At 53.8% G+C, this 10,937-nt stretch carries 17 protein-coding genes and 4 pseudogenes; 10 read left to right on the top strand and 11 right to left on the bottom strand.

Annotated features, from left to right (window positions below):
- The 3 genes and pseudogenes from D3H35_RS34430 to D3H35_RS00185 all read right to left on the bottom strand — a co-directional run.
- Window positions 1-260 (bottom strand): NAD(P)-binding domain-containing protein (locus D3H35_RS34430; protein ID WP_411675111.1); only part of this gene is annotated, 260 nt, incomplete at its 3' end.
- Window positions 154-375 (bottom strand): annotated as a pseudogene (locus D3H35_RS34425) (NAD(P)-binding domain-containing protein); the annotation flags it as partial. The pseudogene D3H35_RS34425 and the gene D3H35_RS34430, both read right to left, overlap by 107 nt.
- A gap of 676 nt (window positions 376-1,051) precedes the next feature.
- Window positions 1,052-1,648: a hypothetical protein gene (locus tag D3H35_RS00185; protein ID WP_119147274.1), complete on the bottom strand. Its 597-nt coding sequence runs from the start codon at window positions 1,646-1,648 to the stop codon at window positions 1,052-1,054.
- Between the two features lie 263 nt (window positions 1,649-1,911).
- Between D3H35_RS00185 and D3H35_RS00180 the strand changes: the two genes are divergently transcribed.
- The gene (locus D3H35_RS00180; protein WP_119147273.1) at window positions 1,912-2,559 is read left to right on the top strand and encodes a YktB family protein; all 648 of its coding nucleotides are present in this window, start codon (window positions 1,912-1,914) and stop codon (window positions 2,557-2,559) included.
- 493 nt (window positions 2,560-3,052) lie between these two features.
- On the opposite strand, the gene D3H35_RS00175 is transcribed toward D3H35_RS00180, so the two are convergent.
- The 6 genes from D3H35_RS00175 to D3H35_RS00150 form a co-directional block, all read right to left on the bottom strand.
- Window positions 3,053-3,463: a nitroreductase family protein gene (locus D3H35_RS00175; RefSeq protein ID WP_325049965.1), complete on the bottom strand. Its 411-nt coding sequence runs from the start codon at window positions 3,461-3,463 to the stop codon at window positions 3,053-3,055.
- Between the two features lie 360 nt (window positions 3,464-3,823).
- Window positions 3,824-4,030 (bottom strand): efflux RND transporter permease subunit, encoded by a 207-nt coding sequence (locus tag D3H35_RS00170; RefSeq protein ID WP_119147272.1) that lies wholly within the window; start codon window positions 4,028-4,030, stop codon window positions 3,824-3,826.
- Window positions 4,015-4,140 carry an efflux RND transporter permease subunit gene (locus tag D3H35_RS31115; RefSeq protein WP_119147271.1) on the bottom strand — a complete coding sequence of 42 codons (126 nt, stop codon included), beginning with the start codon at window positions 4,138-4,140 and terminating at the stop codon, window positions 4,015-4,017. Before D3H35_RS31115 ends, D3H35_RS00170 begins: the two co-directional genes overlap by 16 nt.
- A 228-nt stretch (window positions 4,141-4,368) precedes the next feature.
- A complete protein-coding gene (locus D3H35_RS00160; RefSeq protein ID WP_119147270.1) occupies window positions 4,369-4,605 on the bottom strand; it encodes a hypothetical protein in 237 nt (78 codons plus the stop codon).
- On the bottom strand, window positions 4,599-4,853 hold the full coding sequence (locus tag D3H35_RS00155) for an efflux RND transporter permease subunit (protein WP_119147269.1): 255 nt from the start codon (window positions 4,851-4,853) through the stop codon (window positions 4,599-4,601). Before D3H35_RS00155 ends, D3H35_RS00160 begins: the two co-directional genes overlap by 7 nt.
- On the bottom strand, window positions 4,850-5,293 hold the full coding sequence (locus D3H35_RS00150) for a hypothetical protein (RefSeq protein ID WP_119147268.1): 444 nt from the start codon (window positions 5,291-5,293) through the stop codon (window positions 4,850-4,852). Before D3H35_RS00150 ends, D3H35_RS00155 begins: the two co-directional genes overlap by 4 nt.
- Window positions 5,294-5,448: 155 nt before the next feature.
- On the opposite strand from D3H35_RS00150, the gene D3H35_RS34420 reads away from it, so the two are divergent.
- Genes D3H35_RS34420 through D3H35_RS34410 form a run of 5 tightly spaced genes read left to right on the top strand, consistent with a single transcriptional unit; the run spans window position 5,449 to window position 6,856 of the window.
- Entirely contained in the window at window positions 5,449-5,829 is a 381-nt protein-coding gene (locus D3H35_RS34420; protein ID WP_147355680.1) for an efflux RND transporter permease subunit, read from the top strand.
- 29 nt (window positions 5,830-5,858) lie between these two features.
- A complete protein-coding gene (locus tag D3H35_RS34415; RefSeq protein WP_158593863.1) occupies window positions 5,859-6,014 on the top strand; it encodes a hypothetical protein in 156 nt (51 codons plus the stop codon).
- A complete protein-coding gene (locus D3H35_RS00135) occupies window positions 6,011-6,517 on the top strand; it encodes an efflux RND transporter permease subunit (RefSeq protein ID WP_119147265.1) in 507 nt (168 codons plus the stop codon). The genes D3H35_RS34415 and D3H35_RS00135 overlap by 4 nt, the downstream gene beginning before the upstream one ends.
- 7 nt (window positions 6,518-6,524) lie before the next feature.
- Window positions 6,525-6,740, top strand: coding sequence for an efflux RND transporter permease subunit (locus tag D3H35_RS00130; protein WP_119147264.1), 216 nt, complete (start codon window positions 6,525-6,527; stop codon window positions 6,738-6,740).
- Window positions 6,689-6,856, top strand: coding sequence for an efflux RND transporter permease subunit (locus tag D3H35_RS34410; RefSeq protein WP_119147275.1), 168 nt, complete (start codon window positions 6,689-6,691; stop codon window positions 6,854-6,856). Before D3H35_RS00130 ends, D3H35_RS34410 begins: the two co-directional genes overlap by 52 nt.
- Here the strand turns inward: D3H35_RS34410 and D3H35_RS31665 are convergent.
- A complete protein-coding gene (locus D3H35_RS31665) occupies window positions 6,833-6,976 on the bottom strand; it encodes a hypothetical protein (protein ID WP_233567654.1) in 144 nt (47 codons plus the stop codon). The genes D3H35_RS34410 and D3H35_RS31665 overlap by 24 nt on opposite strands.
- Between D3H35_RS31665 and D3H35_RS34405 the strand changes: the two genes are divergently transcribed.
- Both D3H35_RS34405 and D3H35_RS00115 read left to right on the top strand, forming a co-directional pair.
- Window positions 6,909-7,241 (top strand): efflux RND transporter permease subunit, encoded by a 333-nt coding sequence (locus D3H35_RS34405; protein ID WP_411675110.1) that lies wholly within the window; start codon window positions 6,909-6,911, stop codon window positions 7,239-7,241. The genes D3H35_RS31665 and D3H35_RS34405 overlap by 68 nt on opposite strands.
- A gap of 32 nt (window positions 7,242-7,273) precedes the next feature.
- Window positions 7,274-7,843, top strand: a complete 570-nt coding sequence (locus D3H35_RS00115; RefSeq protein WP_119147262.1) for a nitroreductase family protein — start codon at window positions 7,274-7,276, stop codon at window positions 7,841-7,843.
- Window positions 7,844-8,367: 524 nt separating this feature from the next.
- Here D3H35_RS00115 and D3H35_RS00105 read toward each other — a convergent pair.
- Window positions 8,368-8,947: pseudogene (locus D3H35_RS00105) on the bottom strand (YktB family protein).
- A 328-nt stretch (window positions 8,948-9,275) separates the two neighbouring features.
- Here D3H35_RS00105 and D3H35_RS00100 point away from each other — a divergent pair.
- Together D3H35_RS00100 and D3H35_RS00095 are read left to right on the top strand one after the other, a co-directional pair.
- Window positions 9,276-9,871 (top strand): annotated as a pseudogene (locus D3H35_RS00100) (hypothetical protein).
- A gap of 512 nt (window positions 9,872-10,383) precedes the next feature.
- A pseudogene (locus D3H35_RS00095) lies at window positions 10,384-10,937 on the top strand (NAD(P)-binding domain-containing protein); the annotation flags it as partial.

The raw sequence follows: 10,937 nt of genomic DNA, 5'->3' as shown, positions 1-10,937 counted from the left end.
GAAGGCCCTTTAAGCGCGCCTTCTTCGCCGCCGGATACGCCCGTGCCGATTGAGTTGAAGCCTTGCTCGGTCAATTGCTTGCTGCGCGCTGAGTGTCCGGGAAGTAAGCGTTGCCCCGTCAATGATGATATCGCCTTTGTCCAGATGCGGAACGAGCGACTCGATCGTCGCGTCGGTGCCTGCGCCGGCTTGAACCATGATGAGAATTTTGCGCGGAACTTCCAGGGAAGCGACGAATTCTTCGACGGAATAGTCGGCACAAGGTTTTTGCCTTTGCCGTCCGGTTCAGAAGTCGTCCGTTTTTTCGCGGGATCTGTTGTATACAGCTACGTTGAATCCGCGGCTTTCAATGTTCAGTGCGAGGTTGCGTCCCATGACCGCAAGGCCGACGACGCCAATATTAGCTTTCGACATTGTTCTCTTCATCCTTTTGTACAAAATTTCACAATAAGCCTATTGTACTCTTTTTGACTGAGAATGAAAACCATCAATTGCTTGACGATTCGTCCGACGCAACTTTTTTAGCCGTCCGCGACGCATACGGCGCGCTCAGGAGTCGGTCTACAGGCTCCCGGCGTCTCTGAAACTTTGCTTTGGTATCGGATAGATATAAGGGCGGAAAGCTTATGCTAGCTTTCTTTCTGGCATTCCAAAAAAAAACCACCTCATTCGCCTCTGCGGTCTGACGGGTGAGGTAGATTAACTGTAATAGCTACAGCTAACCATCCTTTAGAGCCGTGCGCTTGAGATTGAACTGTAGAAAGTACCGTTAATTTTTTCCATTTCGGAGCATGACGCTAAAAGCATCCTGAAGAAATGTACTTTTTGCAGATAATGTAACTAGAATACCGATCTATCCTCAAAATAAAGATATGTTCTGCAGTTATACGTCGGGCTAAGCGAGGATCGTCGGTCATTCGGCGTTAGTTCGGCTCGGGGCCGGGCTAGGCGGCTGGTCGGCGTCCTCTGGGTCGGTATCGGATGGGTTTCAAATAAAGAGGCGGAGGCCCGTAAAACGGGCCCCGCCTCTCTTTCGGTTCATCCTATGGGTTCACAGCTCCAGCAGGAGCATCTCTACGCGCATGACCTTCAGCTTTTCCTTGCTGGCCTCCGCATCTGCGGCGCGTCCCTCTTGGATCGCTTCGTGGAGCACCGCAAGCTCATAATCGATTTCAAGGCGCAAGACGCCCGCCCGCAGTTCGGCTCTTTTCGATTTGAATGCTTGCACCATGTCTTCCACTGTGATATGCGGCCGCTTCTGGAAAATGATTCGATGTTCCATACCCGACACCTCCACGAGACGGATAATTTCGCCGAACATGATGTTTTCGATTAGAATTTGACGATCCCGGAATCGCTTCACGATAGCATGACCGCGCGAATCGCCTATCAGCTTTTCGATCCAGAGCGCCAGCTTCTCGTCCTTGACCAAATAATCGCCGACCAGCTTGTAACGGTTCAATATTCGTTGGAAACGCAGCTTGAGAAGCTTTCTTCCGGTTCTGACGGATACGGTGAACAGATGGTCGCTCTCGTTCCAATAAAGCGAGTAGCCTTGCTGGATGAGCTCGCGAAGCAAGTTTTGGATTTGACGACGGTCGAATCGTAGCTCCAGATTACAATATTCCACTTCGTAACTTCGGTTCACGGCAAGCCCTCCTCCTGCAGCGCCGCGTGGCCCGACTGAAAGACTGACGGTTTGACCGAATGTTCTGAATATTCTTGCTTGCTTTTATCTTATACTCCATCTTATGTTCTGGCAACTTGGTTTCTTGACTATTTTCGGAAAAATGAAAGCATTTCCATAAAATCGATGAAAATGCCCTCTCCAACTCGGGCGCAAGCGGATTTTCCCGTGTTATAATGAGTCAAGCTGCTTTCGAAAATGGTTTGTAAGGAGAAGAAACGACGATGAGCGCAACCGAGTTAACAAGTTCGTTCGGGGGATTCGTTCCCGCCGATTTCGAAGTATTCGATATTGACGGCTTGGAGCCCCGCATGACCGCCTTGATCGAACAAGTGCGGCCGAAGCTGCATCAGCTCGGGGATCAGCTGTCCCCGTTTTTGTCCGACCTATGCGGCGAGACGGTATATCCCCATGTCGCCAAGCACGCTCGCCGGACGATCAATCCTCCGAACGATACCTGGGTCGCTTATGCGCCCAGCAAGCGAGGCTATAAAGCTTTGCCTCATTTTCAAATCGGATTGTGGGGCTCGCACATTTTCATTCAATTTGCCATCATTTATGAATGCGAATCCAAAGGAGCTTTCGCCGAGCGAGCGTTGGCCGAGCTTGCCTCCGTGCGGCGTTCGATTCCGGCGTCCTTCGTCTGGTCCAAGGATCATATGATCCCGGAAGGGCTCCGTCACGGAAAGCTGGCCGATGAAGAGCTCGCCGACCTGTTCTATAGACTCGGCTCGGTGAAAGCGGCGGAATTGACGTGCGGCATTCACATTCAAAAGGACGATCCGATTGTCTCGGACGAGAGTGCGTTCCTAGCGCTCGCCGAGAAGACGTTCAAGAAGCTCAAGCCGCTTTACCGGATGGCAAAAGGGTAGTCTTGCGCCGTACAAAGAACCGCCCCCTGCAGCAGGGGGCGTTCTTTGCGTGCGGATAGTATGTAAGGTACGTCGTACCACTCTTTCGGCGAATCCCGCTACTTCGCGCCGATGTGCGGTACGTCGTACCACTCTTTCGGCGAATCCCACTTCCTTGCGCCGATGTGTGGGACGACGTACCGCTCTTTCGACGAATCTCGCTTCCTTGCGCCGATGTGCGGTACGCCTTACCATTCTTTCGGCGAATCACACTTCTTCGCGCCGATGTGCGGTACGTCGTACCACTCTTTCGGAGAATCCCGCTTCCTTGCGCCGATGTGTGGGACGACGTACCGCTCTTTCGACGAATCTCGCTTCCTTGCGCCGATGTGTGGGACGACGTACCGCTCTTTCGGCGAATCCCGCTACTTCGCGCCGATGTGCGGTACGTCGTACCACTCTTTCGGCGAATCCCACTTCCTCGCACCAATGTGCGGTACGACGTACCGCTCTTTCAACGTTGGCGGCCCCCGGTCAGAGCTCTCTTACGCTTCGATCCAGATCGTCTTGCTTGCAGCGGAATTCGCTTCCCTTCCGGAGGCTGCAAATCCGGGTAGCCGACGTAGACGAGACCGACCAATTCTTCTTGCGGCTGAAGGCCGAACGCGCTCTTCATCGCCGGGTGGTACATCGGATCGCCCGATCTCCATACGGCTCCAAGACCGCTCGCATGAGCGGACAACAGCAGATTTTGCACGGCGGAGTTGGCGGCGGCAAATTCTTCGGCGCGGCTCACCCGCGGAGCCTCGCTTGGCGAGCAGACGACCGCGATCACGACCGGAGCGCGATTCGCTTTCGCCTCTTCTCTCTTATGCAGTTCCGCCCTCTCCTGCTCCGAAAGGTTTGGGGAATGCCCGGACGCGATTTCTGCGTACGCTCGCCTAGCGTTTGCGGCCTTCGCCGGTCATGACGACGAACTTCCACGCTCCGTCTGATGATGATTAGGCGCCCAGACCGCCGCTTCGAGCATACGCTCCAACAGCTCGCGCGGAACGGCTCATCCTTCACTTTTCCGATGCTTCTTCGAGTGCGTATCGCTTCTTCCACATTCATTGCTATTTCGTGCCTCCTCATATCCCAATAGGATCATTCCACTTTACCAGAGTATCGTCTCCCAGCCTCATAAGCAAGCGAAGGACCGTCCCTCAAAGTCTTTTCAGACCTTGCGGAACAGTCCTTCCTGCGAACCGCGATTAAGCGGCGATCGTTTGTTGCTTGGCTTTTGCTACGCGCTGGCGTTTGACTTGCGGAAGAAATAGCAGCTCGTAAATGCACGGACGATAACGAGCGTCAGCAACGTAGCAACGATCAGTCCGCCGATAACGACGATCGCAAGGCTCTGCGATACGATGCTGCCCGATTCCGACGTTCCGAAGACGAGCGGAAGCATCGCGCAGACAGTGGCGATAGCGGTCATCAGAATCGGACGCATCCGCGTTCGGCCGCTTCAAGCAGCGCTTCGCGAATGGTCATCGTCTCTTCGTTCTGTCTAACCCGGTCGATGAGAACGATCGCGTTCGTAACGACGATGCCGACAAGCATGACGACTCCGAAAATGCGGTGAAGTCCGGCTTGACGTTGCCGATCAGCAGTCCCAGTACGGCTCCAATCGGTACGAACAGCAGGGAAGACAGAATGGCGAGCGGCGCTTTAAGCGTCTTGAACGTGATGACCATGATCAAGTATACGATGCCGATGACACGAGCATCATCATGAACAAGCTCATGAAATCTTCGGACTGGTCGGCGGAAGCGCCGCCGACGTTCAATTTCACTCCGTCGGAGTTTTTACGTCATTCATCGCTTTCTTAATATCCGCGCCTACAATGGACAGTTGGCTTGGCTCGACAGTTGCAGCCACCCTTACATAGCTTTTGCCGTCCTTGTGGAAAAATTTCGTCGGAAGCTCTTCCTTGACCCACTCGGCTACGCTCGATGCCGGCTTCGGACCTGCGTCGGTCATTACCGTCAAATTCTCAAGATCCGCTTCCGATTGCGGCTTCAGCACAGGCTCGAGAATAACGCTGACAGGCTGCCGTTCGCTTTCATCGTGCCGATCGGCACCGAATTCAGCATTCCTTGCAGCTGGCTGGCGATATCGCCGGCTTTCGCTTGCGATGCGTTTACTTTAAGAGTGTAAACCGTCTTCTTCTCTTCCTGATTGCTTTCTACTTTCAGGACGTCCTTGATCGGCTTGATTTTGGCAATGACCTCATCCGCTGACTTGGTCAGCTGATCCAGATTGTCGCCCGTCACGTCAACGAATACTTGCGTAGATGAGCCTCCGCCGAAAAACGAGCCGGTCCGGCGTTCAGATCGGCGCCAGGGTAATTCGCGCGCTGCCCTTTGACCGCATCTATAATTTTGTCGGCATCGGCGCCGTCTTTCATCTGAACCGTGTAGCTCACCAAAGTCGGCGAATTGACGTTTCCGTAAGTTGCGCCGTCCGCGCTGTTCCCCATTTGCATGTCAACGTAATCCTGGCCTTCTTGCTCCATCAGAAACTTTTCGAGCTTGAGTCCGTTTTCGCGCACTTCATCGACCGGCGTATCCGGCTTATAGTCGAGCGTAATACTGAGACTGCTAGCGCTGGAATTGTCGATCGCTCCCTTCGGCAAGGAGAAGTACGTTCCGACCGAGCCAAGGAGAAGCAGGAACGCAATCAGAATCGGCAGCCACTTGAAGCGAAGTTCCATTCCAGGAACGAAGTAAAGCGCTTGGAAGGAAGTGTTCTTTGATTTCGAGTTTTTGAGCAACCCGAGCTTAGCAGCGGAATGACGCGTAGACGCAACGCGCGAAGTGGCGCGTGCGATTACGCATCCACGCTGACGACGTTGCGGTGTTCTTGCCGATGAGTCTTTTGCGCGGAGGGCTTCAAGCGTTCCTGCTGCCGTTCGCTCTGACGGTTACGTATGCGCTGCTATCCTCGCTGATCGTTGCGCTTACCGTCATTCCCGCTAAGCTAAGTCGTGTGCTCAAAAACTCGAAAATCAAAGAACACCTTCCTTCCAAGCGCTTTACTTCGTTCCTGGAATGGAACCTTCGCTTCAAGTGGCTGCCGATTCTGATTGCGTTCCTGCTTCTCCTTGGCTCGGTCGGAACGTACTTCTCCTTGCCGAAGGAGCGATCGACAATTCCAGCGCTAGCAGTCTCAGTATTACGCTCGACTATAAGCCGGATACGCCGGTCGATGAAGTGCGCGAAAACGGACTCAAGCTCGAAAAGTTTCTGATGGAGCAAGAAGGCCAGGATTACGTTGACATGCAAATGGGGAACAGCGCGGACGGCGCAACTTACGGAAACGTCAATTCGCCGACTTTTGTGAGCTACACGGTTCAGATGAAAGACGGCGCCGATGCCGACAAAATTATAGATGCGGTCAAAGGCAGCGCGCGAATTACCCTGGCGCCGATCTGAACGCCGGACCCGGCTCGTTTTTCGGCGGAGGCTCATCTACGCAAGTATTCGTTGACGTGACGGGCGACAATCTGGATCAGCTGACCAAGTCAGCGGATGAGGTCATTGCCAAAATCAAGCCGATCAAGGACGTCCTGAAAGTAGAAAGCAATCAGGAAGAGAAGAAGACGGTTTACACTCTTAAAGTAAACGCATCGCAAGCGAAAGCCGGCGATATCGCCAGCCAGCTGCAAGGAATGCTGAATTCGGTGCCGATCGGCACGATGAAAGCGAACGGCCAGCCTGTCAGCGTTATTCTCGAGCCTGTGCTGAAGCCGCAATCGGAAGCGGATCTTGAGAATTTGACGGTAATGACCGACGCAGGTCCGAAGCCGGCATCGAGCGTAGCCGAGTGGGTCAAGGAAGAGCTTCCGACGAAATTTTTCCACAAGGACGGCAAAAGCTATGTAAGGGGCTGCAACTGTCGAGCCAAGCCAACTGTCCATTGTAGGCGCGGATATTAAGAAAGCGATGAATGACGTAAAAACTCCCGACGGAGTGAAATTGAACGTCGGCGGCGCTTCCGCCGACCAGTCCGAAGATTTCATGAGCTTGTTCATGATGATGCTCGTGTCCATCGGCATCGTATACTTGATCATGGTCATCACGTTCAAGACGCTTAAAGCGCGCTCGCCATTCTGTCTTCCCTGCTGTTCGTACCGATTGGAGCCGTACTGGGACTGCTGATCGGCAACGTCAAGCCGGACTTCACCGCCATTTTCGGAGTCGTCATGCTTGTCGGCATCGTCGTTACGAACGCGATCGTTCTCATCGACCGGTTAGACAGAACGAAGAGACGATGACCATTCGCGAAGCGCTGCTTGAAGCGCCGGAACGCGGATGCGTCCGATTCTGATGACCGCTATCGCCACTGTCTGCGCGATGCTTCCGCTCGTCTTCGGAACGTCGGAATCGGGCAGCATCGTATCGCAGAGCCTTGCGATCGTCGTTATCGGCGGACTGATCGTTGCTACGTTGCTGACGCGCTTTTCGTTCGCCGTGCATTTACGAGCTGCTATTCTTCCGCAAGTCCAAACGCCAGCGCGTAGCAAAAGCCAAGCAACAAACGATCGCCGCTTAATCGCGGTTCGCAGGAAGGACTGTTCCGCAAGGTCTGAAAAGACCTTGAGGGACGGTCCTTCGCTTGCTTATGAGGCTGGGAGACGATACTCTGGTAAAGTGGAATGATCCTATTGGGATATGAGGAGCACGAAATAGCAATGAATGTGGAAGAAGCGATACGCACTCGAAGAAGCATCGGAAAAGTGAAGGATGAGCCCGTTCCGCGCGAGCTGTTGGAGCGTATGCTCGAAGCGGCGGTCTGGGCGCCTAATCATCATCAGACGGAGCCGTGGAAGTTCGTCGTCATGACCGGCGAAGGCCGCAAAACGCTAGGCGAGCGTACGCAGAAATCGCGTCCGGCATTCCCCAAACCTTTCGGAGCAGGAGAGGCGGAACTGCATAAGAGAGAAGAGGCGAAAGCGAATCGCGCTCCGGTCGTGATCGCGGTCGTCTGCTCGCCAAGCGAGGCTCCGCGGGTGAGCCGCGCCGAAGAATTTGCCGCCGCCAACTCCGCCGTGCAAAATCTGCTGTTGTCCGCTCATGCGAGCGGTCTTGGAGCCGTATGGAGATCGGGCGATCCGATGTACCACCCGGCGATGAAGAGCGCGTTCGGCCTTCAGCCGCAAGAAGAATTGGTCGGTCTCGTCTACGTCGGCTACCCGGATTTGCAGCCTCCGGAAGGGAAGCGAATTCCCGCTGCAAGCAAGACGATCTGGATCGAAGCGTAAGAGAGCTCTGACCGGGGCCGCCAACGTTGAAAGAGCGGTACGTCGTACCGCACATTGGTGCGAGGAAGTGGGATTCGCCGAAAGAGTGGTACGACGTACCGCACATCGGCGCGAAGTAGCGGATTCGCCGAAAGAGCGGTACGTCGTCCCACACATCGGCGCAAGGAAGCGAGATTCGTCGAAAGAGCGGTACGTCGTCCCACACATCGGCGCAAGGAAGCGGGATTCTCCGAAAGAGTGGTACGACGTACCGCACATCGGCGCGAAGAAGTGTGATTCGCCGAAAGAATGGTAAGGCGTACCGCACATCGGCGCAAGGAAGCGAGATTCGTCGAAAGAGCGGTACGTCGTCCCACACATCGGCGCAAGGAAGTGGGATTCGCCGAAAGAGTGGTACGACGTACCGCACATCGGCGCGAAGTAGCGGGATTCGCCGAAAGAGTGGTACGACGTACCTTACATACTATCCGCACGCCAAAGAACCGCCCCCTGCTGCAGGGGGCGGTTCTTTGTACGGCGCAAGACTACCCTTTTGCCATCCGGTAAAGCGGCTTGAGCTTCTTGAACGTCTTCTCGGCGAGCGCTAGGAACGCACTCTCGTCCGAGACAATCGGATCGTCCTTTTGAATGTGAATGCCGCACGTCAATTCCGCCGCTTTCACCGAGCCGAGTCTATAGAACAGGTCGGCGAGCTCTTCATCGGCCAGCTTTCCGTGACGGAGCCCTTCCGGGATCATATGATCCTTGGACCAGACGAAGGACGCCGGAATCGAACGCCGCACGGAGGCAAGCTCGGCCAACGCTCGCTCGGCGAAAGCTCCTTTGGATTCGCATTCATAAATGATGGCAAATTGAATGAAAATGTGCGAGCCCCACAATCCGATTTGAAAATGAGGCAAAGCTTTATAGCCTCGCTTGCTGGCGCATAAGCGACCCAGGTATCGTTCGGAGGATTGATCGTCCGGCGAGCGTGCTTGGCGACATGGGATATACCGTCTCGCCGCATAGGTCGGACAAAAACGGGGACAGCTGATCCCCGAGCTGATGCAGCTTCGGCCGCACTTGTTCGATCAAGGCGGTCATGCGGGGCTCCAAGCCGTCAATATCGAATACTTCGAAATCGGCGGGAACGAATCCCCGAACGAACTTGTTAACTCGGTTGCGCTCATCGTCGTTTCTTCTCCTTACAAACCATTTTCGAAAGCAGCTTGACTCATTATAACACGGGAAAATCCGCTTGCGCCCCGAGTTGGAGAGGGCATTTTCATCGATTTTATGGAAATGCTTTCATTTTTCCGAAAATAGTCAAGAAACCAAGTTGCCAGAACATAAGATGGAGTATAAGATAAAAGCAAGCAAGAATATTCAGAACATTCGGTCAAACCGTCAGTCTTTCAGTCGGGCCACGCGCGCTGCAGGAGGAGGGCTTGCCGTGAACCGAAGTTACGAAGTGGAATATTGTAATCTGGAGCTACGATTCGACCGTCGTCAAATCCAAAACTTGCTTCGCGAGCTCATCCAGCAAGGCTACTCGCTTTATTGGAACGAGAGCGACCATCTGTTCACCGTATCCGTCAGAACCGGAAGAAAGCTTCTCAAGCTGCGTTTCCAACGAATATTGAACCGTTACAAGCTGGTCGGCGATTATTGGTCAAGGACGAGAAGCTGGCGCTCTGGATCGAAAAGCTGATAGGCGATTCGCGCGGTCATGCTATCGTGAAGCGATTCCGGGATCGTCAAATTCTAATCGAAAACATCATGTTCGGCGAAATTATCCGTCTCGTGGAGGTGTCGGGTATGGAACATCGAATCATTTTCCAGAAGCGGCCGCATATCACAGTGGAAGACATGGTGCAAGCATTCAAATCGAAAAGAGCCGAACTGCGGGCGGGCGTCTTGCGCCTTGAAATCGATTATGAGCTTGCGGTGCTCCACGAAGCGATCCAAGAGGGACGCGCCGCAGATGCGGAGGCCAGCAAGGAAAAGCTGAAGGTCATGCGCGTAGAGATGCTCCTGCTGGAGCTGTGAACCCATAGGATGAACCGAAAGAGAGGCGGGCCCGTTTTACGGGCCTCCGCCTCTTTATTTGAAACCCATCCGATACCGACCCAGAGGACGCCGACCAGCCCGCCTAGCCCGGCCCCGAGCCGAACTAACGCCGAATGACCGACGATCCTCGCTTAGCCCGACGTATAACTGCAGAACATATCTTTATTTTGAGGATAGATCGGTATTCTAGTTACATTATCTGCAAAAAGTACATTTCTTCAGGATGCTTTTAGCGTCATGCTCCGAAATGGAAAAAATTAACGGTACTTTCTACAGTTCAATCTCAAGCGCACGGCTCTAAAGGATGGTTAGCTGTAGCTATTACAGTTAATCTACCTCACCCGTCAGACCGCAGAGGCGAATGAGGTGGTTTTTTTTGGAATGCCAGAAAGAAAGCTAGCATAAGCTTTCCGCCCCTTATATCTATCCGATACCAAAGCAAAGTTTCAGAGACGCCGGGAGCCTGTAGACCCGACTCCTGAGCGCGCCGTATGCGTCGCCGGACGGCTAAAAAAGTTGCGTCGGACGAATCGTCCAAGCAATTGATGGTTTTCATTCTCAGTCAAAAAGAGTACAATAGGCTTATTGTGAAAATTTTGTACCAAAGGATGAAGAGAACAATGTCGAAAGCTAATATTGGCGTCGTCGGCCTTGCGGTCATGGGACGCAACCTCGCACTGAACATTGAAAGCCGCGGATTCAACGTAGCTGTATACAACAGATCCCGCGAAAAAACGGACGACCTTCTGAACACGGACGGCAAAGGCAAAAACCTTGTGCCGACCTATTCCGTCGAAGAATTCGTCGCTTCCCTGGAAGTTCCGCGCAAAATTCTCATCATGGTTCAAGCCGGCGCAGGCACCGACGCGACGATCGAGTCGCTCGTTCCGCATCTGGACAAAGGCGATATCATCATTGACGGGGCAACGCTTACTTCCCGGACACTCAGCGCCGCAGCAAGCAATTGACCGAGCAAGGCTTCAACTTCATCGGCACGGGCGTATCCGGCGGCGAAGAAGGCGCGCTTAAAGGCCTTCCATCATGC

Origin of the sequence: Cohnella faecalis (assembly GCF_003570905.1) — a bacterium.
Classification (GTDB): domain Bacteria; phylum Bacillota; class Bacilli; order Paenibacillales; family Paenibacillaceae; genus Cohnella; species Cohnella faecalis.
This window is presented reverse-complemented; position numbering and strand designations above follow the sequence as displayed.

What these genes read in the sequence shown, in the direction of transcription:
- D3H35_RS00180 (WP_119147273.1), top strand. Translation starts at nt 1,912, where the DNA reads ATGAGCGCAACCGAGTTAACAAGTTCGTTCGGGGGATTCGTTCCCGCC.
- D3H35_RS00170 (WP_119147272.1), bottom strand. Translation starts at nt 4,030, where the DNA reads ATGCGTCCGATTCTGATGACCGCTATCGCCACTGTCTGCGCGATGCTT.
- D3H35_RS31115 (WP_119147271.1), bottom strand. Translation starts at nt 4,140, where the DNA reads ATGCTTGTCGGCATCGTCGTTACGAACGCGATCGTTCTCATCGACCGG.
- D3H35_RS00150 (WP_119147268.1), bottom strand. Translation starts at nt 5,293, where the DNA reads ATGGAACTTCGCTTCAAGTGGCTGCCGATTCTGATTGCGTTCCTGCTT.
- D3H35_RS34420 (WP_147355680.1), top strand. Translation starts at nt 5,449, where the DNA reads ATGAGTCTTTTGCGCGGAGGGCTTCAAGCGTTCCTGCTGCCGTTCGCT.
- D3H35_RS34415 (WP_158593863.1), top strand. Translation starts at nt 5,859, where the DNA reads ATGCAAATGGGGAACAGCGCGGACGGCGCAACTTACGGAAACGTCAAT.
- D3H35_RS00130 (WP_119147264.1), top strand. Translation starts at nt 6,525, where the DNA reads ATGAATGACGTAAAAACTCCCGACGGAGTGAAATTGAACGTCGGCGGC.
- D3H35_RS34405 (WP_411675110.1), top strand. Translation starts at nt 6,909, where the DNA reads ATGACCGCTATCGCCACTGTCTGCGCGATGCTTCCGCTCGTCTTCGGA.
- D3H35_RS31665 (WP_233567654.1), bottom strand. Translation starts at nt 6,976, where the DNA reads ATGCTGCCCGATTCCGACGTTCCGAAGACGAGCGGAAGCATCGCGCAG.
- D3H35_RS00115 (WP_119147262.1), top strand. Translation starts at nt 7,274, where the DNA reads ATGAATGTGGAAGAAGCGATACGCACTCGAAGAAGCATCGGAAAAGTG.